Source organism: Gordonia sp. NPDC003424 (genome assembly GCF_053588655.1).
The window spans coordinates 459,486-481,143 of record NZ_JBSFQJ010000003.1 but is presented as its reverse complement, the minus strand read 5'-3'; the positions used below and the strand labels follow the sequence as shown (position 1 = coordinate 481,143).

22 protein-coding genes are annotated in these 21,658 nt (G+C 69.3%); 13 read left to right on the top strand and 9 right to left on the bottom strand.

The genetic code is table 11. The annotated features are described in order from the left end of the window. The first annotated feature begins 92 nt into the window (after window positions 1-92). Window positions 93-845: an acyltransferase gene (locus ACWDTI_RS07325; protein ID WP_449737375.1), complete on the top strand. Its 753-nt coding sequence runs from the start codon at window positions 93-95 to the stop codon at window positions 843-845. 83 nt (window positions 846-928) lie between these two features. On the opposite strand, the gene ACWDTI_RS07320 is transcribed toward ACWDTI_RS07325, so the two are convergent. From ACWDTI_RS07320 to ACWDTI_RS07310, 3 genes are read right to left on the bottom strand one after another with little or no spacing between them, the layout of a single operon-like run. Beyond that, window positions 929-2,206 carry a glycosyltransferase family 4 protein gene (locus ACWDTI_RS07320; protein ID WP_449737374.1) on the bottom strand — a complete coding sequence of 426 codons (1,278 nt, stop codon included), beginning with the start codon at window positions 2,204-2,206 and terminating at the stop codon, window positions 929-931. Between the two features lie 22 nt (window positions 2,207-2,228). Then, entirely contained in the window at window positions 2,229-3,761 is a 1,533-nt protein-coding gene (locus ACWDTI_RS07315; protein ID WP_449737373.1) for a 1,4-alpha-glucan branching protein domain-containing protein, read from the bottom strand. Window positions 3,762-3,778: 17 nt separating this feature from the next. Beyond that, on the bottom strand, window positions 3,779-4,546 hold the full coding sequence (locus ACWDTI_RS07310; RefSeq protein WP_449737372.1) for a class I SAM-dependent methyltransferase: 768 nt from the start codon (window positions 4,544-4,546) through the stop codon (window positions 3,779-3,781). A gap of 416 nt (window positions 4,547-4,962) precedes the next feature. Between ACWDTI_RS07310 and ACWDTI_RS07305 the strand changes: the two genes are divergently transcribed. The 8 genes from ACWDTI_RS07305 (at window position 4,963) to ACWDTI_RS07270 (ending at window position 12,752) form a co-directional block, all read left to right on the top strand. Next, entirely contained in the window at window positions 4,963-5,748 is a 786-nt protein-coding gene (locus ACWDTI_RS07305; protein ID WP_449737371.1) for an electron transfer flavoprotein subunit beta/FixA family protein, read from the top strand. A gap of 57 nt (window positions 5,749-5,805) precedes the next feature. Further along, a complete protein-coding gene (locus ACWDTI_RS07300; RefSeq protein ID WP_449737370.1) occupies window positions 5,806-6,762 on the top strand; it encodes an electron transfer flavoprotein subunit alpha/FixB family protein in 957 nt (318 codons plus the stop codon). A 178-nt stretch (window positions 6,763-6,940) separates the two neighbouring features. Beyond that, window positions 6,941-7,744: a GNAT family N-acetyltransferase gene (locus tag ACWDTI_RS07295; RefSeq protein ID WP_449737369.1), complete on the top strand. Its 804-nt coding sequence runs from the start codon at window positions 6,941-6,943 to the stop codon at window positions 7,742-7,744. Window position 7,745: 1 nt separating this feature from the next. Continuing rightward, window positions 7,746-8,624: a lysophospholipid acyltransferase family protein gene (locus tag ACWDTI_RS07290; RefSeq protein ID WP_449737368.1), complete on the top strand. Its 879-nt coding sequence runs from the start codon at window positions 7,746-7,748 to the stop codon at window positions 8,622-8,624. A gap of 224 nt (window positions 8,625-8,848) precedes the next feature. After that, window positions 8,849-9,328 (top strand): DUF4334 domain-containing protein, encoded by a 480-nt coding sequence (locus ACWDTI_RS07285; RefSeq protein WP_449737367.1) that lies wholly within the window; start codon window positions 8,849-8,851, stop codon window positions 9,326-9,328. Between the two features lie 65 nt (window positions 9,329-9,393). After that, complete coding sequence (locus ACWDTI_RS07280) at window positions 9,394-10,596, top strand: cysteine desulfurase family protein (RefSeq protein ID WP_449737424.1); 1,203 nt, start codon at window positions 9,394-9,396, stop codon at window positions 10,594-10,596. Window positions 10,597-10,599: 3 nt separating this feature from the next. Beyond that, on the top strand, window positions 10,600-11,748 hold the full coding sequence (gene mnmA, locus ACWDTI_RS07275; protein ID WP_449737366.1) for a tRNA 2-thiouridine(34) synthase MnmA: 1,149 nt from the start codon (window positions 10,600-10,602) through the stop codon (window positions 11,746-11,748). Beyond that, on the top strand, window positions 11,745-12,752 hold the full coding sequence (locus ACWDTI_RS07270) for a vitamin-B12 independent methionine synthase (protein WP_449737365.1): 1,008 nt from the start codon (window positions 11,745-11,747) through the stop codon (window positions 12,750-12,752). Before mnmA ends, ACWDTI_RS07270 begins: the two co-directional genes overlap by 4 nt. A 98-nt stretch (window positions 12,753-12,850) precedes the next feature. Here the strand turns inward: ACWDTI_RS07270 and ACWDTI_RS07265 are convergent, their stop codons facing one another. Both ACWDTI_RS07265 and ACWDTI_RS07260 read right to left on the bottom strand, forming a co-directional pair. Next, window positions 12,851-13,240, bottom strand: coding sequence for an MmcQ/YjbR family DNA-binding protein (locus ACWDTI_RS07265; protein ID WP_449737364.1), 390 nt, complete (start codon window positions 13,238-13,240; stop codon window positions 12,851-12,853). A gap of 2 nt (window positions 13,241-13,242) precedes the next feature. Then, window positions 13,243-13,494 (bottom strand): hypothetical protein, encoded by a 252-nt coding sequence (locus ACWDTI_RS07260; protein WP_449737363.1) that lies wholly within the window; start codon window positions 13,492-13,494, stop codon window positions 13,243-13,245. A 92-nt stretch (window positions 13,495-13,586) separates the two neighbouring features. On the opposite strand from ACWDTI_RS07260, the gene ligA reads away from it, so the two are divergent. Continuing rightward, window positions 13,587-15,677 (top strand): NAD-dependent DNA ligase LigA, encoded by a 2,091-nt coding sequence (gene ligA, locus ACWDTI_RS07255; RefSeq protein ID WP_449737362.1) that lies wholly within the window; start codon window positions 13,587-13,589, stop codon window positions 15,675-15,677. Window positions 15,678-16,058: 381 nt separating this feature from the next. Here ligA and ACWDTI_RS07250 read toward each other — a convergent pair whose 3' ends face one another. Beyond that, entirely contained in the window at window positions 16,059-16,727 is a 669-nt protein-coding gene (locus tag ACWDTI_RS07250; RefSeq protein WP_449737423.1) for an amino acid-binding protein, read from the bottom strand. 109 nt (window positions 16,728-16,836) lie between these two features. On the opposite strand from ACWDTI_RS07250, the gene ACWDTI_RS07245 reads away from it, so the two are divergent. Then, on the top strand, window positions 16,837-17,418 hold the full coding sequence (locus ACWDTI_RS07245) for an antibiotic biosynthesis monooxygenase (RefSeq protein ID WP_449737361.1): 582 nt from the start codon (window positions 16,837-16,839) through the stop codon (window positions 17,416-17,418). A 4-nt stretch (window positions 17,419-17,422) separates the two neighbouring features. Here the strand turns inward: ACWDTI_RS07245 and ACWDTI_RS07240 are convergent, their stop codons facing one another. Further along, on the bottom strand, window positions 17,423-17,755 hold the full coding sequence (locus ACWDTI_RS07240; protein WP_449737360.1) for a YbjQ family protein: 333 nt from the start codon (window positions 17,753-17,755) through the stop codon (window positions 17,423-17,425). A 109-nt stretch (window positions 17,756-17,864) separates the two neighbouring features. On the opposite strand from ACWDTI_RS07240, the gene gatC reads away from it, so the two are divergent. Next, entirely contained in the window at window positions 17,865-18,179 is a 315-nt protein-coding gene (gene gatC / locus ACWDTI_RS07235) for an Asp-tRNA(Asn)/Glu-tRNA(Gln) amidotransferase subunit GatC (protein ID WP_449737359.1), read from the top strand. Further along, window positions 18,176-19,666 (top strand): Asp-tRNA(Asn)/Glu-tRNA(Gln) amidotransferase subunit GatA, encoded by a 1,491-nt coding sequence (gatA, locus tag ACWDTI_RS07230; RefSeq protein WP_449737358.1) that lies wholly within the window; start codon window positions 18,176-18,178, stop codon window positions 19,664-19,666. The genes gatC and gatA overlap by 4 nt, the downstream gene beginning before the upstream one ends. Here gatA and ACWDTI_RS07225 read toward each other — a convergent pair. Beyond that, entirely contained in the window at window positions 19,636-20,859 is a 1,224-nt protein-coding gene (locus tag ACWDTI_RS07225) for an alpha/beta-hydrolase family protein (protein ID WP_449737357.1), read from the bottom strand. The two genes, gatA and ACWDTI_RS07225, sit on opposite strands and share 31 nt — an antisense overlap. After that, on the bottom strand, window positions 20,856-21,488 hold the full coding sequence (locus ACWDTI_RS07220) for a hypothetical protein (RefSeq protein ID WP_449737356.1): 633 nt from the start codon (window positions 21,486-21,488) through the stop codon (window positions 20,856-20,858). Before ACWDTI_RS07220 ends, ACWDTI_RS07225 begins: the two co-directional genes overlap by 4 nt. Window positions 21,489-21,658 lie beyond the last annotated feature (170 nt).

The window sequence follows — 21,658 nt, the reverse complement described above, 5'->3', positions numbered from 1 at the left end:
CTGTCAGATCGTGCACGCGGTGGCCGTGTCGGACGACGGGCCAGCGACGAGCCTATCGTGTCCGGAATTCCGCTCGGTTAGGGTTTGTCGTCATGACGACGATGTGGAATGCCTCCTACCGGTCACGATGGCGGGCGGCCCGCCGGCGCGACCCGGCGCAGGTCCGGTTCCTCACCGTCGACTCGTTGCGATGGGTGCTGCGCAACCGGGCCTACAGCCCCTGGTACCTGGTCCGCTACTACCGGCTCGCCCGCTTCCGGATGGCCAACCCGCACATCGTGCTGCGCGGGATGGTGTTCCTCGGCCGCAACGTGGAGATCCACGCGACCCCGGAGATGTCGCGGATGGAGATCGGCCGGTGGGTGCACATCGGTGACGGCAACTGCATCCGCTGCCACGAGGGCAGCCTGAAGATCGGCGACAAGACCGTGTTCGGCTGCAACAACGTCGTCAACTCCTACCTCGACCTGGAGATCGGCGGATCGACGCTGATCGCCGACTGGTGCTACATCTGCGATTTCGACCACAAGATGGACGACATCACCCTGCCCATCAAGGACCAGGGCATCGTCAAGGGCCCGGTGCGGATCGGTCCCGACACCTGGGTGGCGGCCAAGGTGTCGGTGCTGCGCAACACGATCGTCGGCCGCGGCTGTGTGCTCGGGTCGCATGCCGTCGTCAAGGGGGAGATCCCGGACTTCTCGATCGCCGTCGGCGCACCCGCGCGGGTGGTCAAGAACCGGAAGGACGCCTGGGCGTCGACCGCGGCCGAGCGTGCCGAACTCGAGCGCGCGCTGGCCGATATCGAACGCAAGAAAGCCGCTGCGGCGCAACGGAAACCATGACCGTTTCGGTCAGATCCGACGACGCCGACGGGTAGCTCGTGCGGCCGGGGTCGAGCGGCCGAAGTATCGCCGGCTCGAGGTTGCTATTCCCCCGATGCCCCCGGATCCCGTTCGGGCAGTGGGCGTTCCGGGATGTCCGGACGTCCGATGGCGTGGCGCACCCGGCGTTTCGCGGCGAGGTAGACCCCGGCGGTCCGTTCGGCCACCTCGCCCCAGGAGAACTCGGCGGTGAGGCGCTCGCGGGCGGCCCGTGCGCGGGTCGCCGCGGCATCCGGATCGCTCAGGGTGGCCCGGACCGCGCCCGCGAGGCCTGCGACATCGCCGGGCGCGAAGGTCAGGCCGGTGGTCGGGTCGCTGACGGCTTCACCCAGCCCACCCGCCGTCGACACCACGAGCGGAGCGCCGGTCGCCGCGGCCTCCAGGGCGACGATCCCGAACGGTTCGTACCGGCTCGGCAGCACGATCGCCGAGCAGCGGTGCATCAACGCGACCAGTTCGTCGTGGTCGACGCCCCCGACGAACCGCACGGCCCGTGTGACCCGGTATCCCCGCGCCTGCTCGGTGAGCCACTCGTACTGGGTGCCGGTGCCGGCGATGGTCAGCCGGGTGCCGGGGTGGGTGCGCCGGATGCGGGGGAGCGCGGCCAGCAGATCCTGCACGCCCTTCTCGTATTCGAGGCGCCCGGCGAACAGCAGTTCCGGCGGACCGACCGTGGCCGGGCGCGCCGCGAACGGCCACGTCCGGACGTCGATGCCGTTGTGGATCACCGAGATGTCGGCCAGTTCGGGCCCGAACAGTCGGCTCACCTCGTCGTGCATGGACGCCGAACACGTGATGAGCGAGTCGGATTCGCGGGCCAGCCACCACTCGACCGAGTGCACCTGCCGGTTGACCGGCCCGCTGACCCAGCCGCTGTGCCGGCCGGCCTCGGTGGCGTGGATGGTGGAAACCAGTGGTACGTCGAAGTATTCGGCAGCCATGATCGCCGGATGCGCGACCAGCCAGTCGTGGGCATGCACCACATCCGGCGCCCAGCTCGCGGACGAGTCCGAATAGCGTTCCCCGGCAAGGGCTTTCAACCCGCCCCGGATGAGGGCGTGCCCCATTGCGAGCGTCCACGCCATCATGTCGCGGGTGAAGGAGAACTCGGGCGGATCCTCGGCGACCGCGACGATTCGCACACCGTCGACCGTGGTGTCGGTGGTCGGATGGCTCAGCGCGTCGGTACCCGTGGGCCGTCGGGTCAGGACGACGATCTCGTGACCGGCCGCGGCGAGTTCGGTCGCCAGGTGGTGGACGTGCCGGCCGAGTCCGCCGACGACGACCGGCGGGTACTCCCAGGACACCATCAGGATCTTCATCGCTCCACCCCCAGCGCGGTCGTCATCTCCGTCCGCCGCGCAGTCGTCGTGCATCGAGGCCGCCGAACAGATTATCCGCTCGCGACCAATCGGCGGCCAGCGTCGCCGCCTGCTCGTTCCGCCCCCGGAGTGCCACGTCGCAGATCTCCCGGGTCGCATGCGCGTGTTTGTGCGCCCTGTCCACAGCGTAAGCGGCCGCGGTGTCCTTGGACACCATGAACGGCCAGTCCGATGCCACGGTGAGCAGCGTCTCCCGCACGATCTGGTCGGCGATCCGGTTGCGGCAGGTACCCGGCTGCACCAACTTGTCGACGGCGTCGAGCGCGGTCTCGGTGACCTCCCGGTTGAGTTGCACCAGATGCTGCACCTGCGGCCCGTTCCACACCCGCCAGTCCTTGCCGGATCCCCACGACGAGGCGGGCAGGTCGACCGGTGCGCCGACGAACCCGTCGCGCTTGGCCGACGCGAGCGTGCCCACGCGCACCCCCGCCTCGGGCAGCCGCCGCAGCAGCCGTTCCAGCCAGACCGGGCCCTCGTGCCACCAGTGACCGAACAACTCGGTGTCGAACGCGGCCACGACCAGCGCCGGACGTCCTTGCCGCGCCGATTCGTCGACGAGTCGACGGCGGATCACGCCGATGAAGTCGTCGACGTGGCGGTCGATGACCGCGTCGGCGCGATCCGGATCGTAGGGCTTCTTCTCCTCCGACGGCACACCGCGGCCGGTCACCCGCGACGGTTTCAGGCCGGTCATGTGGTCGTAGGTGTGGAAATCGCGGTAGGCGGCATGGCCCGGATACCCCGACTTCGGTGACCACACCCGGTAGGAGACGACGAGGTCGCGCCCGAAGGCCACCACGTCGGTGTCGCCGACGGGCCGTCCCAGCGCGGTGTCACCGTGCAGCGTCGGGCCGTCGACCATGAAATGGCCGACACCGGCTGCGGCGTATTCGGCCTCCATCCCGGGGGCGAACGCACACTCCGGTGCCCAGATGCCGGCCGGGTCGTGGGCCCAGCGCGCATGCGCATCGGCGAGACCCTCGGTCAGCGAGAATCGCCGCAGCCGCGGATGCAGCAGCGGGGCGAACGGATGGGCGAGCGGCCCACCGAGGATCTCGACGACACCGGAGGCGGCCAGGGTGCGGATCTGCGGGCTGCCGCCGTGGCACCAGTGCTGCTCGAAATCGGCGATGGCCTGCGCCGCCGCGCGGTACTCGCGTCGGCCCAGTTCCTGTCGGTCGGCGTCGGCATCCACCGCCGCCTCGACCGCGCGCAGCTGCCAGTCGGCGAGCCACTCGAACATCGATGCGCAGCAGTGTGGGTCGTCGAGCTGGGCGGCGAGTACCGGGGTGATGCCCAGCGAGAACTGGTCGCGCAGACCGTCGTCGGCAAGGCGCCGCAGCATGGCGAACACCGGCAGGTACGACGCCGCCCACGATTGATAGAGCCACTCCTCACCGACCGGCCAGCGTCCGTGGTTGGCGAGCCAGGGCAGGTGGGAGTGCAGGACGAGGCTGAATTGTCCGGGTATCGCGGACGATGCAGAGGCGCTCACGTACGAATGCCGCTCGTTCAGGGCCGGACGGCTATGGCGAGCAGGTCGAGGCTCGCGTCGATGTCCACGCCCGCGCCACGCGCATCGAGGACGGCGAAGTCGTCGGTGGTGATCGCCGCGACGTCGTCGGCGAGGTCGGCGGGCCACGGCTCGCCCGCGAGTGCGCGATCGATCTGGGCGTCGATGATCGAGCCGCCCCATCTCGTGTCGAGCTCGGTCAACCGCGGCCCGTGGAAGGTGCCGAGCATCGACGAGACCGCGAATCCTCCGTCGGACAGCAGTTCGGTCAGTTCGTCCGCATGCAGTTCCCGGGTGTGGAAGGGATTGAGCGGGGTGTCGCGGCCGGGGGAGAAGGTGATGCGGTTCGGCGTGGAGATCAGCAGCTCACCACCGGGCCGCAGCACCCGGCGGCACTCGGCGATGAACGCCGCCTGATCCCAGAGATGCTCGATCACCTGGAAGTTCACCACCACGTCCACCGAGGCATCCGGCAGGGGCAGGTCGATCAGGTTGCCCCGGTGGACGTTCAGTCCCGGATAGCGCCGGCGCGTGTGCTCGACCGCGGACTCGTCGTAGTCCACGCAGGTCACCGACGATGCGACCGACGCCAGCATCGCCGCGCCGTAGCCCTCGCCCGAACCGGCCTCCAGCACGTCCCGGCCCGCGCATCGGTCGAGCACGTACGCATACGCGACCTCGTGACGCCGGAACCAGTAATTCTCCTCGCGAATCCCCGGGACGGTCCGCTCGCCGGTCAGCGCGAGGGTCTCGTGTGCGTCGGTCATCCCAAGGAGACTAGGGCATCACACACGGCGTCGGTTCTCCCCGTTCGATCGCCGCAGCACGCTCGCGGATCCGCGCGACGGCGTGGCGTTGATCTCATTTCGTGCCGGTCCCGGGATGTCGTCGGAGCACACGGAGCGCGTCGGCGCGGGACCCTACCGGTGCGTCTTTCGGCCGATCGAGGCGAGCGAGCGCTCGGCAAACCACGTGCTCGCGGCCGATTGAGGGCGAGTATCACTCGACGGCCCGTCGCGCCAGTGCGCGGCGGTGCGCCGATGTCGTCGTGCGCCGACCGGTGCGTTGTGTGAGGTAGTCGGTGTTTTGTGCGGCTTGGGCCCCGCGCTAAAGTGGGGAAGACCCACAGCAACTTACTGGGCGGTAAGGTGCTCTAACCAACGCAGGAGGTCGACGCAGACCCATGACAAACATTGTCGTTCTGATCAAGCAGGTCCCGGACACGTACTCCGAGCGCAAGCTCACCGATGGCGATTACACGCTGGATCGTGAGGCCGCCGATGCGGTCATCGACGAGATCAACGAGCGTGCCGTCGAAGAGGCCCTGCAGATCAAGGAGGCCAACGGTGGCGAGGTGACCATCCTCACCGCCGGTCCCGAGCGTGCCACGGAGGCCATCCGCAAGGCGCTGTCGATGGGTGCCGACAAGGCCATCCACATCAAGGACGAGTCGATGCACGGGTCGGACGCCGTCCAGACCGCCTACGTGCTGGCCCGCGCACTGGGCACCGTCGAAGGTGTCGAGCTGGTCATCGCCGGTAACGAGGCCACCGACGGTCGCGTCGGCGCGATCCCCGCGATGATCGCCGAGTACCTCGAACTCCCGCACCTGACCCACCTGCGCAAGCTGGAGGTCGACGGCGAGACGCTGAAGGGCGAGCGCGAGACCGACGACGGCATCTACCACGTCGAGGCGCAGCTGCCGGCCATCGTGAGCGTCAACGAGAAGATCAACGAGCCCCGGTTCCCGTCGTTCAAGGGCATCATGGCCGCCAAGAAGAAGGAAGTCTCGGTCGTCACCCTGGCCGAGATCGACGTCGAGGCATCGGATGTGGGCCTGGACAACGCCGGTTCGACGGTGCTCTCGTCCACGCCGAAGCCGCCGAAGACCGCCGGTGAGCGCGTCTCCGACGAAGGTGACGGTGGCACCAAGGTCGCCGAGTACCTCGTGTCGCAGAAGATCATCTGACCTTCCGACATCCTCTGGCGAAACCCCACACCCTTTCTGTAGGAGAGAATTACCACCATGGCTGAAGTACTCGTGCTCGTCGAGCAGGACGCCGAAGGCGCCCTGAAGAAGGTCACCAGCGAGCTCATCACCGCTGCCCGCGCCCTGGGCTCCCCGTCGGCGGTCGTCGTCGGCAAGCCCGGCACCGCCGACGGCATCATCGACGGTCTCAAGGAGGCCGGCGCCGAGAAGGTCTACGTCGCCGAATCCGACGACGCCGCAAGCTACCTGATCTCCCCGCAGGTCGACGTGCTCTCGTCGATCGCCGAGCAGGCCGGCCCGGCCGGCATCGTCGTCGCCGCGACCGCCGATGGCAAGGAGATCGCCGGCCGTCTGGCCGTGCGCCTGGGCTCGGGCGTGCTCGCCGACGTCATCGACGTCAAGGAAGGCGGCGTGGGCGTGCACTCGATCTTCGGTGGCGCGTTCACCGTCGAGGCCCAGGCCAAGGGCGACGTGCCGATCATCTCGGTCCGCCCCGGTGGCGTCGAGGCCGCACCGGCCGCCGGTGCCGGCGAGCGCGTCGACGTCGAGGTGCCGGCCCAGGAGGGCGGCGTCAAGATCACCAGTGTCGAGCCCAACGTCGGCGGCGACCGTCCCGAGCTCACCGAGGCCACCATCGTGGTCTCCGGTGGCCGCGGTGTCGGCAGCGCGGAGAAGTTCTCCGTCGTCGAGGATCTCGCCGACTCGCTCGGTGCCGCCGTCGGCGCCTCGCGTGCCGCGGTCGACTCCGGCTACTACCCGGGACAGTTCCAGGTCGGTCAGACCGGCAAGACCGTCTCGCCGCAGCTCTACGTCGCGCTCGGCATCTCCGGTGCCATCCAGCACCGCGCTGGCATGCAGACCTCCAAGACCATCGTCGCGGTCAACAAGGACGAAGAGGCCCCGATCTTCGAGATCTCGGACTTCGGTGTGGTCGGCGACCTGTTCAACGTCGCACCGCAGCTGACCGACGAGGTCAAGAAGCGCAAGGGCTGAGCATCCCGCAGGCGCCGCCTCGGCGCTGAAATCCTCGATGACCCCTCGGACCTCGTGTCCGGGGGGTCATCTGCGTGTCGGCGTCCATTCATCCCGCATCGAGGGTGTTCACCGACGCGGCGCCGACACGCCACATCGACGTCGCCGTGGAGTCGTCCGGCCTGGCTTTCATCAGGACATGACAGTCACGATGCCGGCGCGCACCCGGACGATCCTCGACACCGGCGAGCTCACCGTCGAGATCACCGACGATCCTGCCGACATCGACGCCGTGCAGCGGCTGCGCTACCGGGTGTTCGCCGACGAGCCCGGGTTCTCCGACATCATCGGTGACTCGGCCACCGGGCGCGACGCCGACCGCTTCGACGAGTTCTGCGACCACCTGATCGTGCGGCACCGGACCGACGGTCTGATCGGGTGCGCCCGACTGCTCCCGCCGGATCGCGCCTCGGCGGCCGGTGGCTGGTACACCGCCACCGAGTTCGACATTCGCGGGCTCGACGAAATACTTCCCGCCACAGTCGAAATGGGCCGGGTGTGCGTCGCCACCGGCCACCGTCAGGGTTCGACCACGGCCCTGATGTGGGCTGCGCTCTTGACCTACCTCGACGAGGATGATCACCACTACCTGATGGGCTGCGTCTCGGTGCCGCTGGGCGGGCCCGGCCCGCGTGGCTCGGCGCTGCGGGGATTGCGAGATGCCCTGCGCGACAAGCACTGTGCACCGTGGATTGCATACCCGCATCGTCCGCCGGTGATCGACGGCCGGCAGCTCGACGACATCGCACCGCCGGATGTCCTGACCGTGCCGCCGCTGATGCGGGCTTACCTGCGGCTCGGTGCGCGGGTGAGTGGTGACCCCGCCATCGACGAGATCTTCGACGTCGGCGACTTCGTCACGATCATCGACCGGTCCCGCGGGAACGCCCGCTACCTCGAACGATTACGTTCTGCCGCAACACGACTCGCACCCGGAGGGTGACATGACCGCATTGCTGGCCACATCGGAAGCACTCGCCGGGCCCTACGACGAGGTCCTTGCGGCGCCGCGACCGCAGATTGCATCCGTACCCGTCCGGCATGCCTGGTATCCCACCAGTCCGTGTGGCGAGCACTGCCGCAGGCCCGATCTCGACGCCGCCGTGGGGAAACTGCTTGTGGCGCTTCGCTTGCTGCGGCTCGCACTCGCGGTTGTCGTCCTCGTCGTACTCGGGATGCTGGTGTCACCGACGCCTCGCCTCGTGCGCCGCAGTTACCTCCGGATGGCCGCGCGCGGCCTGCTGTCGGCGATCGGGGTGCGGGTCGACATCGACGACCGGCGCCCCTACGCGACCAGCACCCGTGGGCTCGTCGTCGCCAACCACATCTCCTACCTCGACATCCTCGCGCTCGCCGTGGTCAGTCCCGCGCACTTCGTCGCCAAGTCCGACGTGGCGGACATGTCGGTGATCTCGGGGCTCGCGCGGCGGTTGGGGGTGATCACCATCAAACGCGACTCGCTGCGCGACCTGCCGGCGGTGATCGACGACGCGGTCGCCCGCCTGCACCGCGACAGCTCGGTGGCGGTCTTCCCCGAGGGCACCACCTGGTGTGGACGGGAGCAGGGCCGATTCCGTCCGGCGTTCTTCCAGGCCGCCATCGACGCCGGCGTGCCGGTCATCCCGATCCGGCTCGGGTTCCGCACGGCCGCGGGCGACAGCGCGGCCGCGAGCTTCATCGGCGACGACACACCCGCCGACACCCTGCGCCGCGTCCTGCACACACGCGGCCTCACGGTGCACGTCCGCGTGCACGAACTGCAGTTGCCCACCGGCGACCGCCGATCGCTCGCGGCGCGGTGCGAAGAGCTGCTGGCGGCATAGGAGCGCCGAGTCCCCGCCGGCCTTGGTGAGCGGCGAGTCCCCGCCAAGGCGTGGCGAGCCCCGAGTCCCCGCCGGCCTTGGTGAGCGGCGAGTCCCGGCCATGGCGTGGCGAGCGGCGATCTTCCGCCGGCTGAGCCGCCCGGAGCGATAGCGGAGGGCGAGTCGAAGCCACTCGCTCAACCAGCCCGACGCCACCACATATCACATATATGTATGATGCCCTCATGACTTCCGCACTCACCCGCACCGAGGCCCAGCAGCGATTCGCCGAGCTCAGGGCGCATGGCGGACTGGTCGACGACGCCGAACTCGACGCGGTCTGGGCCGGCCTGGCAACCCTGACGCCCACTGAACTCTTCGGCGCCTGGAAGGGTGGCGAGTTCGTCACCGGCCACGCGGCCAACGGCCTGCTCGACAAGTCCGGCTGGTACGGCAAGACCTTCACCTCGCGCAACGACGTGCAGCCACTGATCTGCCGTGACGCCGACGGCAACCTGTTCTCCAACACCAAACTCGGCAAGGGCGAGGCCAGCCTGTGGTCCATCGAGTTCCGCGGCGAGGTCACCGCGTCGATGGTCTACGACGGGCAGGCCGTCATCGACCACTTCAAGCGGGTCGACGAGAACACGGTCATGGGCATCATGAACGGCAAGGCGGGCGTCGTCGACGGTCGGTATCTGTACTTCTACCTCGACCGGGTCTGATCGTCCGCGACGCGCGGGAATTGGTTGCCCACGCAACCGCGTTTATCCTTGGCAACGACATGTCCATGCCTTCTCGCGCCCCGGTCTACCTCGATCACGCCGCGTCGACTGCGATGCTGCCCGACGCCATCGAGGCGATGACCGCTGTCTACGCCCAGCCCGGTAACGCCTCGTCGCTGCACGGTTCGGGGCGCTGGGCGCGACGCCGGCTCGAGGAAGCGCGCGAATCCATCGCCCGCTCGATCGGCGCCCGACCCTCCGAGGTCATCATCACCAGCGGCGGCACCGAGGCCGACAACCTCGCCGTCAAGGGCATCTACTGGGCACGACGCGAGCAGAACCCGGATCGGCGGCGGGTCATCGTCTCCGCGGTGGAACATCACGCGGTGCTCGACCCCGCGACCTGGCTCGCCGAGTCCGACGACGCGGAACTCGTCGTGCTGCCGGTCAATGCGGACGGAATGGTGTCGCTCGCCGACCTGCGCGCCGAACTCGCCGACCACGCCGAGCAGACGGCGCTGATCTCGGTGATGTGGGCCAACAACGAGGTCGGCACCATCGAGCCGATCGCCGAGGTCGCCGCCCTCGGCGCCGAGTTCGGTGTCCCGGTGCACTCCGACGCCGTGCAGGCGGTCGGCCACATTCCGGTCGACTTCGGCGCCAGCGGCCTGTCCGCGTTGAGCCTCGCCGCCCACAAGTTCGGCGGTCCCCAGGGCATCGGCGCGCTGCTGCTGCGTCGCGACGTCGACTGCGTTCCGCTGCTGCACGGCGGCGGTCACGAGCGCGATGTGCGCTCCGGCACCCAGGCTGTTCCCGGAGCGGTGGGCATGGCCGCGGCCCTGGCCCACGCCGTCGCACATCTGACCGCTGACACCGACCTCGTCGGGCAGCGCCGCGACCGGCTGTTCGACGTGCTCCTGGCACTCCCGGGTACACACGTCAACGGCCCGATCGGCGCGGCCCGACTCCCCGGCAACGCGCACGTCTCGTTCGACGGCTGCGAGGGCGATTCGCTGCTGATGCTGCTCGACGCCAACGGCGTCGAGTGCTCCACCGGCTCGGCCTGTACCGCGGGCGTCGCGCAGGCCAGTCACGTCCTGCTGGCCATGGGCCTCGACGTCGCAACCGCCCGCGGGTCGTTGCGGTTCTCCCTGGCGCCGACGACGACCGACGCCGACATCGACGCCGTTGCCGAGGTCATCGGCGAGGTCGTGCAACGCGCCCGCGCCGCCGGCCTGGTGTCGTCGCCGAGCGGGAAGGGACGTTAGGACATGCGGGTACTGGTCGCCATGAGTGGCGGGGTCGACTCGTCGGTCGCCGCCGCGCGAGCGGTCGCTGCCGGACACGACGTCGTCGGCGTACACCTCGCGCTCTCCACCGCGCCGGGCGCGCTGCGCACCGGATCGCGGGGCTGTTGCTCCAAGGAGGACGCCTCCGACGCCCGACGGGTGGCCGACGTCCTCGGCATCCCGTTCTACGTGTGGGACTTCGCCGACCGCTTCAAGGACGACGTGATCGACGAGTTCGTCGCGGCCTACGCCGCCGGCGAGACCCCGAATCCGTGCCTGACCTGCAACGAGAAGATCAAGTTCGCCGCCCTGGCACAGAAGGCGGTCGCGCTCGGCTTCGACGCGCTGGCCACCGGGCACTACGCGCAGCTCGCCGACGGTGAGCTCCGCCGAGCCGTCGACGACGACAAGGACCAGTCCTACGTGTTGGCCGTGCTGACCCGCGATCAGCTCGCCCGGGCCATGTTCCCGATCGGCGACACCCCGAAAAGCCAGATCCGTGCCGAGGCGGCCGAACGCGGCCTGATCACCGCCGACAAGCCCGACTCGCACGACATCTGCTTCATCCCGACCGGCGACACCCGCGCCTTCCTCGGCGCCCGCATCGGCATCCGCCCGGGTGCGGTCGTCGACGCCGACAGCGGTGAGGCGCTGGCCTCGCACGACGGTGTCCACGGCTTCACCATCGGCCAGCGCAAGGGTCTCGGCATCGACGCGCCCGCCGCCGACGGCAAGCCCCGCTACGTCACCGGCATCGACCCCGACTCCGGCACAGTCACCGTCGGGTCCGCCGATCACCTGAACATCTGGTCGATCACGGCACGCCGTGCGGTGTGGACGTCGGGTGAGGTGCCCGACGGGCCCGTCGAGGCGACGGTGCAGGTCCGCGCGCACGGCGGTCTGGCGCCGGTGATCGCCACCCCGACCGTCGGTCCCGACGGGGAGCCGATGATCGAGATCGCCCTGCGGGAACCGCTCACCGGCGTGGCCCGCGGACAGGCGGCGGTGCTCTACCTGCCCGACGCGCAGCGCGGCGATCTGGTGCTGGGTTCCGGACGCATCGCGGCGACGAGCTCAGATCCGGCGTCGGGTGCCGCGGTTCAGGCGGTCTCCTCCGGCGCCGACGCGTGAGCATCCCGACCGGCGTCGGTACCGGCATCGGGTCGATGCCCGGCACCGATCCCCGCGAGGCCGCGGCGATCGTCAACGGCGAACTCGACTTTCCCCACCTCGTCGAGTTGCCCGCGCGCGGCGCCGGCGCGGACCTGATCGGCCGCATGGCCGCGATCCTCGTCGACCTGCCGATGGACGCGGGGGTCACGGGCTATCGGCTCGCCGGACGTGGTTCGGCGCTCGCCCGCCGGGCCCGCGACTTTCTCGCCGCCGACCTCGACGGCGTCGAAGAGCTCTGGGACGCAGCCGGTTTCATCGGCAGTGGCCGGCCGTTCAAGATTCAGGTGTGCGGACCGTTCACCCTGTCGGCCTCGGTGGAACTGCCCAACGGACACAAGGTGTTACGCGACGAGGGCGCCTGGCGCGACGTGGTCGCCTCCACCGCCGAGGGTGTCCGGGAACTCGTCACGGAGGTGAACCGTCGGCTCGGTGCCGAGGTCGTCGTGCAGATCGACGAACCGATGATCGGATCGGTCATCGACGGCGCGGTCACCCCGCTCACCCGATTCGACACCATCCGCGCGGTACCGGCGCCCGACGTCGCCGAATCCCTCACGCAGATCATCGAACTGGCCGCGCAGCCGGTCGTGGTGCACAGCTGTGCCGCGCCGCGGTGGGATCTCATCGAGCGCCTGCCCGGCGTCGCGTGGTCGCTCGACGTCACCTCACCCGATTCGGCCGACCTCGACGGTATCGGCGCGCTCGTCGATCGCGGCGACGTGCTGGTGGCCGGCGTCGTGCCGAGCGTCCGGGGCGGGCGTGCGGTCCGGGCGGAGACCGTCGCGACCGGTGTCGCCGGGCTCGTCGACCGGATCGGCCTGAATCGAAAAGTGTTGGCGCAGAACGTCGTGGTGAGTCCGACGTGCGGGCTGGCGGGTGCCACGCCGGAATGGGCGAAGTCGGCCCTGAGGATCTGTGCGAAGGCCGGGGAGTCGCTCGGCGCCGACCCGGATGCGCTCTGAGCCGCTCCGAGAGTGCGCCGGCGATCAGTCCGCCGATGATCGCGCCGACGTTGTAGATCACCGCGATCCAGGTGGCCGTGGATCTGGCGTGTCCGGCGTCAGTCGATGGCGGGCAGCTTGGCGATCGACCGTTTCGGCGCCACCTGCCGGTAGCTCGCGTCGAGGAGTTCGCCGACCTCGGTCCAGTCGGTGGCGTTGTCGAGCAGGAGACCGAGCCAGCCGTACGGTCCGAGGTAGGCGGGCAGATAGAAGCGCGAATCGCCAAGCAGCGCTTGGCGTTCGGACTCGTCGGGAATGAACAGCAGTGACTGGTCGTGGCGGACCTTGGAGCCCTTCACGCTGCCACCGTAATTGCCGAACATCTTGCCGCACCGGAACGTTGGGCGCCCGTGGGCCACCACTTCGGTGGCGTCGGGCAACGCGAGCGCGATCTCGCGGACCCGGATCAGGACGGGATCGTCGTCGTCGAACATGATGGGATGCGGCATGATCAGTCAGCCTTCGTGGGCTGCAGCAGCGCGTCGAAGTCGCCGTCGGCCCAGGTGGCCAGCACCATGCCGGAGTGAGAGACGGTGGCATGCTCGCCGGTGTGGCCATCCGCGCGGTCACACAGCCACCATCCGGCCTCGGCGGCCGAAGTGGAGGTGCAGCGGGCGGCGCCGTGACCGCCGTCGTCCACGAGATCGCCGACGCGCAGCGTGTCGACCTCGAAGTTGCGCAGGTACCGATCGGCCATGCTCACGGCGTCTCCTTCTGATCCGGCGTCTCTGCACCACCGTAGCGGCCGGGTCGCGCGAAATCCTGGGTGTCGGACCCCTTCGCTAGGCTTTCAGGGTGGTGAAAGACGGAGATCCCGACGCAGCAGTGCAGGACATCAGCGCCGACCCGCGGGAGCAGTGGGCGTCGCTCGCCGACGAGATCCGCGACCACCAGTTCCGCTACTACGTCAAAGACGCCCCCATCATCACCGACGGCGAGTTCGACACGCTGCTGCGCCGCCTGCAGGATCTCGAGGACGCACACCCCGAACTCGCGGCACCGGACTCCCCGACGAAGCTCGTGGGCGGCGGATTCTCCACCGCGTTCACCGCTGTCGATCACCTCGAGCGCATGATGTCGCTGGACAATGTGTTCGACTCCGACGAGATGCGCGCCTGGGTCGACCGCGTCGAGGGTGACACCGGATCCGGTGTGGAGTTCCTGTGCGAGTTGAAGATCGACGGGGTGGCGCTCAGTCTGGTCTACATCGACGGTGCGTTGACGCGGGCGGTCACGCGTGGCGATGGACGCACCGGCGAGGAGGTCACGCTGAACGCGCGCACCATCGAGGATGTGCCGCAACGCCTTACCGGGTCCGCCACCTACCCGGTCCCGCAGGTGCTCGAGGTGCGGGGCGAGGTGTTCTTCCGGGTGGAGGACTTCGAGGCGCTCAACGCGTCGCTGGTCGCCGACGGCAAGGCGCCGTTCGCCAATCCGCGCAACTCGGCGGCCGGTTCGCTGCGGCAGAAGAATCCTCAGGTGACCGCACGGCGACGGCTGCGGATGATCTGCCACGGCATCGGCCACACCGAGGGCTGGCGACCCGAGACACTGCACGACGCCTACCTCGCGATCGGGGAGTGGGGGCTGCCCGTGTCCTCCCACACCACCAAAGCCTCTGGTACAGAGGAGATTCTGGACAAGATCGCGTATTGGGGCGAGCATCGGCACGATGTCGAACACGAGATCGACGGCATCGTGGTCAAGGTCGACGACGTCTCGTTGCAGCGCCGCCTCGGCTCCACCTCGCGCGCCCCGCGCTGGGCGATCGCCTACAAGTATCCGCCCGAAGAGGCCACCACCAAGCTCCTCGACATCAAGGTCGGGGTCGGCCGCACCGGCCGCGTCACCCCGTTCGCGTTCATGGAACCGGTCCTCGTCGCCGGCTCCACGGTTTCGCGCGCCACGCTGCACAACGAGTCCGAGGTCAAACGCAAGGGCGTCCTGATCGGCGACACCGTCACCATCCGCAAGGCGGGCGACGTGATCCCGGAGGTCCTCGGACCGGTCGTCGACGTCCGGGATGGCAGTGAGCGGGCATTCGTGATGCCGACACATTGCCCGGAATGCGGGGCGCAGTTGCGGCCGGAGAAGGACAGTGATGTCGACATCCGTTGTCCCAACGCCGAATCCTGCCCGGCGCAGCTGCGCGAGCGGCTGTTTCACCTTGCGGGTCGCGGCTCCTTCGACATCGAGGCGCTCGGCTACGAGGCCGCGACGGCGCTGCTGACCTCCGGCGTGATCCACAACGAGGGTGACCTGTTCTCGCTGACGGCCGACGATCTCGCCAAGACCGACCTGTTCACCACGAAGGCCGGGGCGCTGTCCGCCAACGGCAAGCGGCTGCTGGCAAATCTGAACGGCGCCAAGGACGTTGCGCTGTGGCGGGTGTTGGTGGCGTTGTCCATCCGGCATGTCGGCCCGACGGCGGCGCGGGCCCTGGCGACCGAGTTCGGGTCGCTGCAGGCGATCGAGGACGCGAGTGTGGAGGACCTCGCCGGAGTCGAGGGCCTGGGTATGACATTGGCCCAGAGCATCCACGACTGGTTCACCGTCGATTGGCACCGTGAGATCGTCGAGAAATGGCGTGCCGCAGGTGTTTCCATGGCGGACAAGCGTGACGAATCCATCGCGCGGACCCTCGAGGGCAAGACGATCGTCGTCACCGGCTCGCTGCAGGACTTCTCCCGCGACGGTGCCAAGGAGGCGATCCTGGTGCGTGGCGGAAAGGCGTCAGGGTCGGTGTCGAAGAAGACCGACTACGTCGTCGTCGGGGACTCGCCGGGCAGCAAGGCCGCCAAGGCCGAACAGCTCGGTGTGCCGGTGCTCGACGAGGATGCGTTCAAGGTGCTGCTGGAGACGGGGGAGGGGCCGGCCGACGCGTGACTGGGTCGCCCGCAAGGTGAACGAGGGCGGCACCCGCTCGCGGTGAGCCGCGCGGTGACGATCTCACCGATGCCGTGATTCCAGTCGTGCGTTGTGCCGGAAGAGACGCGCCGGTCGGTCGCCGCGAAAGTGACGTCGGGGTCGGGTCCGCGGCTCCCGGTTGAACATGCACCTCGTCCGCGTCCCGCGCGCAGCAGCTTTCGTCGCCGGCGGGCGCCGAGAAGCAATGACTGTGCCGGGTACTCGCCTAAACGCGCTCCCTGAGCGATCACGAGGAGATAATTGTCGTGTGATCGCGCAGAGTGCGCGTTTAGGCGGCGAACCACCGAATCCGCGACGAATCCCCGACCTCGTGACCGTGGTCGGAGCAATTCGCGCGCATCACCCCTCCGCGCGCAGCACCGTCGACACGATCCCCGCGAGATACCCCAGCCGTGCGATCTCGGACGGGCGGAAATCCGGTCCGCCGATGCGACCGAGGAGAATCGCCTTGTCGCCCTTGCCCAACGGCGCCGCGGCCATCCGCATGTCCATGTCCTGCCAGGCGCGCGGAACCCACGCGGCATCGGAATCCAATTGCGCCGCACGCTCGATCGGCAACCAGTCGACACGACCGAGCGGGGTTTCCGGCGCGCCGGAACTGCCGAAGAGTTGCAGCACACCGCCACTGGCGTGGGTGACGATCGTCGCCCACGACACGCGCAGGACTCGTGGCGCGTTGTCGACGAGAATCTGCAGTCGGCCGTGCTCCGCGGTCGCGACCTGATCGACGAGTTCGAGTTCCCGATGGGTGTCGAGCAGACCGGTGTACGGCCGAATCGAGTCGACCCGCACCCCTTTCACCTTCTCGGCCGCGGTGATGAGGCTGTCGGGCAGGGCGCCGGGGGCCACATCCACGACCAGATCGTCGACCGCATACCCGTCTCCACGTTCGACGACCTCCAGCGAGAGGATGTCGGCACCCACCGAGCCGAGTTGGACGGCGAGCAATCCGAGGCTGCCCGGCCGATCATTGAGGTAGACCCGCAACAGGTAGGACACGGGCGCCATTGTCGCATTGCGGTGTGTCCGGCGTGTGACGAGACGCGCGGCGGCCCCGATACGTGACATGCCGCCCGGATCCCTGCGCGTCGTTCGCGGTCGCGCGACGATGGACCGCATGGAATCCGAGAACACCGAAGCGGACCGGGGCGGATCGACACAGGTCACCGCCTCCGTCGCCCGCCGGATCACGCCCGGCCGCGAGCACGAGTTCGTCGGCTGGACCGACGCCGGCATCGCCCTGGCGCGCACCTTTCCCGGGTTCCTCGGCGGCGGCTGGCTGCGCAATTCGCGGATCAGTGACGAGTATTACGTCGTCTACCGCTTCGCCGACGACCAGACGATGGACGACTGGCAGCGATCACCGGTGCGCAAGGCGTGGCTCTCCCGCGGCGAGGGCGTCGCGGTGGAGTACGCCACCCATCGGCTCTCCGGCATCGAGGGGTGGTTCGAACCCCAGCAGCATCTGACCGAGGCCGTGCGGGTGGTCGGTGCGCCGCCGGCGCGGTGGAAGCAGGCGATCACCATCTGGCTGGGCTTCTTCCCGATGTCGCTGCTGATCAATTTCGCGGTCATCGCGCACCTCGGCGACCTGCCGCTGGCGCTCAAGACCCTCATCGCCACGCTGATCAACACCCCGCTGATGGTCTACTTCGTGCTGCCGTGGATCACCGCTCGGCTCAAGCGCTGGCTCACCTGACCCGCTATTGCCCGGGCGACAGCGATTCGACGCCGACCGCGGTGCCGTAGGCGCACACCTCGATGCCGCTGCCCCCGAACTCGGTGGTCTCGAACCGGAACGCCACCACGGCGTTCGCCCCCCGCTGCTGGGCCTCGGCCGCCAGCCGCTGTAGCGCCTCCTGCCGGCAGTCGTGGAGGAGTTGGGTGATGCCCTTGAGTTCGCCGCCGGCCATCGCCTTGAAGCCCGCGCCGATGTTGGAGCCGATGTTGCGGGAGCGCACGGTCAGGCCGAAACACTCGCCGAAGGTGTGGGCGATGCGGTATCCGGGGATGTCGTTCGTGGTGACGATGATCATGCCGTCAACGCTACGTGTGCGGCGGCGGCCGACGCCGATGCAGCGCTGTCGGGGTGCTCCCATAGGCTGGTGGCAACCACACCACGACACGGTGAGAAAGGACGCGGCGATGTCGGACGGAGCATCCTCGGCGATCTCTCGGGAGGAGGTCGCGCACCTCGCCAGGTTGTCCCGGCTCGCGCTGACCGACGACGAACTCGACCAGTACGCGCAGCAACTCGACTCGATCCTCGCCCATGTGGCGCAGGTCTCCGAGGTCGCCGCCGACGATGTCCCCGGTACCGCGCATCCCGCCGAACTCGCGAATGTGCTGCGGCCGGACACCGTCACACCCGGGCTGAGCACCGAAAAGGCGCTGTCGGGGGCGCCCGCCGTCGAACAGGACCGCTTCGCCGTTCCGCAGATCCTGGGGGAGGAACAGTGACCGCCGACGTCCGCGCCGCCGGGGAGATCACCGGACTCACCGCCGCCGAACTGGCCGAGAAGATCGCCGCCCGCGAACTGTCGTCGGTCGAGGTCACCCAGGCGCATCTGGATCGGATCGCCGAGGTCGACGATCAACTCGGGGCGTTCCTGCACGTGAGCGGCGCCGAGGCGCTGGTGGCCGCGAAGGCGGCCGACGACGCGATCGCCGCCGGAGATGCGCCGTCGGCGCTGGCAGGCGTGCCGATCGCCCTCAAGGACGTCTTCACCACCGTCGACGCGCCCACCACCTGCGGGTCGAAGATCCTCGAGGGCTGGGTGCCGCCGTACGACGCCGCGGTCACCGAACGTCTGCGCGCGGCCGGCATCCCGATCCTCGGCAAGACCAACATGGACGAGTTCGCGATGGGCAGCTCCACCGAGAACTCGGCCTATCAGGTGACGCGAAATCCGTGGGACACCACCAGAATTCCCGGTGGTTCCGGCGGCGGTAGCGCGGCCGCCCTGGCCTCGTACGAGGCCCCGCTGGCCATCGGTACCGACACCGGCGGGTCGATCCGGCAGCCGGCCGCGGTCACCGCGACCGTCGGCGTCAAACCCACCTACGGCACGGTGTCGCGGTACGGCCTGGTGGCCTGTGCGTCGTCGCTGGACCAGGGCGGTCCCTGCGGTCGCACCGTGCTGGACACCGCGCTGCTGCATCAGGTGATCGCCGGGCATGACCATCGTGACTCCACCTCCGTCGACGCACCGGTGCCCGACATGGTGGCTGCCGCGAAATTCGGAGTCGAACAGGATCTTTCGGGTGTCCGTATCGGCGTCGTCACCGAATTGGGCGGCGAGGGATATCAGCGCGGGGTGCTCGACTCGTTCCGGGCGGCCCTGCAGGTGCTCACCGACCGCGGCGCCGAGGTCGTCGAGGTGTCCTGCCCGCACTTCACCTATGCGCTCGGCGCCTACTACCTGATCCTGCCGTCGGAGGTGTCCAGCAACCTCGCCCGCTTCGACGCGATGCGCTATGGCCTGCGCGTCGGCGACGACGGATCACACAGCGCCGAAGAGGTCATGGCGCTGACCCGTGAAGCCGGCTTCGGACCGGAGGTCAAGCGCCGCATCATGATCGGCACGTACGCGCTGTCGGCGGGGTACTACGACGCCTACTACGGACAGGCGCAGAAGGTGCGCACCCTCATCGGCCGCGACTTCACCGCCGCGTTCGAGAAGGTCGACGTCCTCGTCTCGCCGACCACACCGACCACCGCATTCAAGATCGGGGAGAAGGTCGACGACCCGCTGGCCATGTACCTGTTCGACCTGTGCACCCTGCCGGTCAACCTGGCCGGGGTGGGCGCCATGTCGGTGCCGTCCGGGCTGTCCGCCGACGACGGACTGCCGGTGGGTCTGCAGATCATGGCGCCGGCACTCGCCGACGACCGGCTCTACCGGGTCGGCGCGGCCTACGAGGCGGCACGCGGGCCGATCGGGTAGTTCGCGTACCGGTGACCGACCCCCGCCGGCCCGTCGAGCGACGACAGCAGATCCACACTGGTCTGCAGGAATCCGATCACGGGTAGCCATGGCGGTTGTCGCACCGCGCGGCCGGTGAGAACGGTGCCCGACGGCAACCGCGCGGGCCGCCACAGCAGCGCGATCGACCAGCGGGCGACCGGATCGGACTCGTTCGCGATCACCGTCCGTCGCCCGCCCGCCACGTCGCCGATGGTGCCGACGGTGTCGGCGGGCACGCCGGCCAGCATGGTGTCGGTGACCGTACCGGGCCGCGCCACCGCAGCCCACGCGCGCGCCTCGTCGGCGCCGATCGCGCCCAGACTCTGCCCGTAGAGGTGGATGGCCGGCCGATCCCCGGGTGATCGCAGATCGCGACGCGCGATGATCTCACGCAGCAGCGCGGTCGCACTGCGTCCCGCCGCGGACCGGTCGCCGACAAAGGCCCGCCACGACGACTCGTGCGCGTACTGCAGCGACAGCACCACCGCATCACCGTCGAACCGGTCGACAAACCCGGTCACCGCCGTGCGGTCGATCCAGCCCGATCCGGTCGGCACCGCGATCACGACGTGCCGGCGATCCAGTCCGCCGGTGTGCGTCCAGCGGGATGCCAGCGCCCGCGCCCCCGAGGCCGGATCGGAGGCGTCGCCCTGCACCAGCAGCTGTTCCACCGCCGGGTGCGGCACGGATGGGCCGTTGGCGCGCGCGGCCGGCAGATACCCGGCGAGCAGTGCGGCCACCGCGGCCACCGCGAGCGCGGTCGCCCGCGGCACCCACACGATCGCGCAGAACAGCACCATGGCCGGCACCACCGACACCAGCCACCACCCGAGGGTCGCATGCGGTGCGCCGACCTCCGCACGCAGCGCGTCCTGCCATGACCTACTCATCACCCCCAGGCACATCAGTCCGCCGGCCGCGGCCACCAGCGACACCGCCTCCGCTGCAGGGCGGACCGCACGGCGACGCGTCAGCGCCAGACCGGCGGCCGTCGCCGGCCCGACGCACGCGGCGGTCAGCAGGCCCGAGACCGGTGCCGGCCGCGGCAGTCCGCACGGCCACAACGCGATCAGCGCACCCGCGAAGGCCATCGCGTCGACCGCCGGATGCGGCCATCTGCCGCGCCGCGCGTAGCGGTCTACCGAGCTCGACGCCGGATTCGGGCTGCTCATCGACGGAGCCCCGGTCGACCGTCCACCGCGGCTTCGACACACCGCGAGACGGTCGTCGCGATGAGATGGCCGGGCGACTCGCCGTCGACGGGCGGGCCGTCGTGTTGGCGCCATGTGTTGAGATCAAGTGCACGGTCCGCGATGATGGCGGCAGCGTCGCACACCGGGGATGAGCACGCCGCACGCATCCGGGACACCAGTTGCCGGTCGAGGTCGCGTCGCGCCCAACCACGCAACGGATGGCCGTGCTCACCGGCGTAGCGCAGCAGGTCGTACCCGAAGTCATGTGTGGCACAGAGGTTCTCGAAACGACCGGGTAGCGGGATCGGCGACGAGCAGGACCCGCGGGGATCGATCGGGTACCCGTTGCGCACCGGTGGGCGGTAGCCGAAGCGGGCGGTGAAGCCGGGTGGGAGTACGTCGAGTGCGCTGGTGGGGTGGCCGGAGACCAGGGCGGCGACGGTCCGGCCCGCCGGAGTGTCGAGGTCGGCCGGCGCACGCTCGCCCGCGATCGCGGGGCTGTCGCGAACAGGTGCGCCGGCGGCGGCAGCGGATGCGAAAACCGTTGTCGCCGAGACGATGCCCGTCGCGAGCAGCACAGCCGTGGTGCGCAGTGAATGTCGGGTCATGCCATCGACGCTAGAAATCGACTGTGCTACTAGACATCCGACCGCGGTGGGAGTTTCGGATCGTCGTCTGGCCGAGCACGGCGCCGCGCCTCGTACCGAAGAGTGGGCACCGATATCACTCCAAAGTATGAGGACAGGGGCCCGAGCGCCACCTACCGTGGACAGGTGAG

Bases quoted from the DNA above. Each gene is read 5' to 3' on its own strand.
- ACWDTI_RS07325 (WP_449737375.1), top strand. From the start codon at position 93: ATGACGACGATGTGGAATGCCTCCTACCGGTCACGATGGCGGGCGGCC.
- ACWDTI_RS07320 (WP_449737374.1), bottom strand. From the start codon at position 2,206: ATGAAGATCCTGATGGTGTCCTGGGAGTACCCGCCGGTCGTCGTCGGC.
- ACWDTI_RS07310 (WP_449737372.1), bottom strand. From the start codon at position 4,546: ATGACCGACGCACACGAGACCCTCGCGCTGACCGGCGAGCGGACCGTC.
- ACWDTI_RS07305 (WP_449737371.1), top strand. From the start codon at position 4,963: ATGACAAACATTGTCGTTCTGATCAAGCAGGTCCCGGACACGTACTCC.
- ACWDTI_RS07300 (WP_449737370.1), top strand. From the start codon at position 5,806: ATGGCTGAAGTACTCGTGCTCGTCGAGCAGGACGCCGAAGGCGCCCTG.
- ACWDTI_RS07295 (WP_449737369.1), top strand. From the start codon at position 6,941: ATGACAGTCACGATGCCGGCGCGCACCCGGACGATCCTCGACACCGGC.
- ACWDTI_RS07290 (WP_449737368.1), top strand. From the start codon at position 7,746: ATGACCGCATTGCTGGCCACATCGGAAGCACTCGCCGGGCCCTACGAC.
- ACWDTI_RS07285 (WP_449737367.1), top strand. From the start codon at position 8,849: ATGACTTCCGCACTCACCCGCACCGAGGCCCAGCAGCGATTCGCCGAG.
- ACWDTI_RS07280 (WP_449737424.1), top strand. From the start codon at position 9,394: ATGCCTTCTCGCGCCCCGGTCTACCTCGATCACGCCGCGTCGACTGCG.
- mnmA (WP_449737366.1), top strand. From the start codon at position 10,600: ATGCGGGTACTGGTCGCCATGAGTGGCGGGGTCGACTCGTCGGTCGCC.
- ACWDTI_RS07265 (WP_449737364.1), bottom strand. From the start codon at position 13,240: ATGCCGCATCCCATCATGTTCGACGACGACGATCCCGTCCTGATCCGG.
- ACWDTI_RS07250 (WP_449737423.1), bottom strand. From the start codon at position 16,727: ATGGCGCCCGTGTCCTACCTGTTGCGGGTCTACCTCAATGATCGGCCG.
- ACWDTI_RS07245 (WP_449737361.1), top strand. From the start codon at position 16,837: ATGGAATCCGAGAACACCGAAGCGGACCGGGGCGGATCGACACAGGTC.
- ACWDTI_RS07240 (WP_449737360.1), bottom strand. From the start codon at position 17,755: ATGATCATCGTCACCACGAACGACATCCCCGGATACCGCATCGCCCAC.
- gatC (WP_449737359.1), top strand. From the start codon at position 17,865: ATGTCGGACGGAGCATCCTCGGCGATCTCTCGGGAGGAGGTCGCGCAC.
- ACWDTI_RS07225 (WP_449737357.1), bottom strand. From the start codon at position 20,859: ATGAGCAGCCCGAATCCGGCGTCGAGCTCGGTAGACCGCTACGCGCGG.
- ACWDTI_RS07220 (WP_449737356.1), bottom strand. From the start codon at position 21,488: ATGACCCGACATTCACTGCGCACCACGGCTGTGCTGCTCGCGACGGGC.